We start from the raw sequence: 230 nt of genomic DNA on the forward strand, positions 1-230 counted from the left end.
TTAGTCGGCACCATTTATTTACTAAACTAGTTTAGTAAAAAGTTAACTTAGAAAATTTAGTTAACTAGCACAGTTTATGTGCCTCGATAGCTCAGTCGGTAGAGCAGAGGATTGAAAATCCTCGTGTCCGTGGTTCGATTCCGCGTCGAGGCACCATTTATTGAAAAGCCTTGCTCATGCAAGGTTTTTTTATTTTAAGTGCTTTATAAAAGTTCTCAATCTTTAAAATT

At 35.7% G+C, this 230-nt stretch carries 1 tRNA gene; it reads left to right on the plus strand.

From position 1 onward, the window contains the following. The first annotated feature begins 80 nt into the window (after positions 1-80). Positions 81-156 (plus strand) — tRNA-Phe (locus DO88_RS00015). The last annotated feature ends 74 nt before the right edge of the window (positions 157-230 follow it).

This window comes from Pseudoalteromonas sp. S3431, from assembly GCF_000690035.1.
GTDB lineage: Bacteria > Pseudomonadota > Gammaproteobacteria > Enterobacterales > Alteromonadaceae > Pseudoalteromonas > Pseudoalteromonas fuliginea.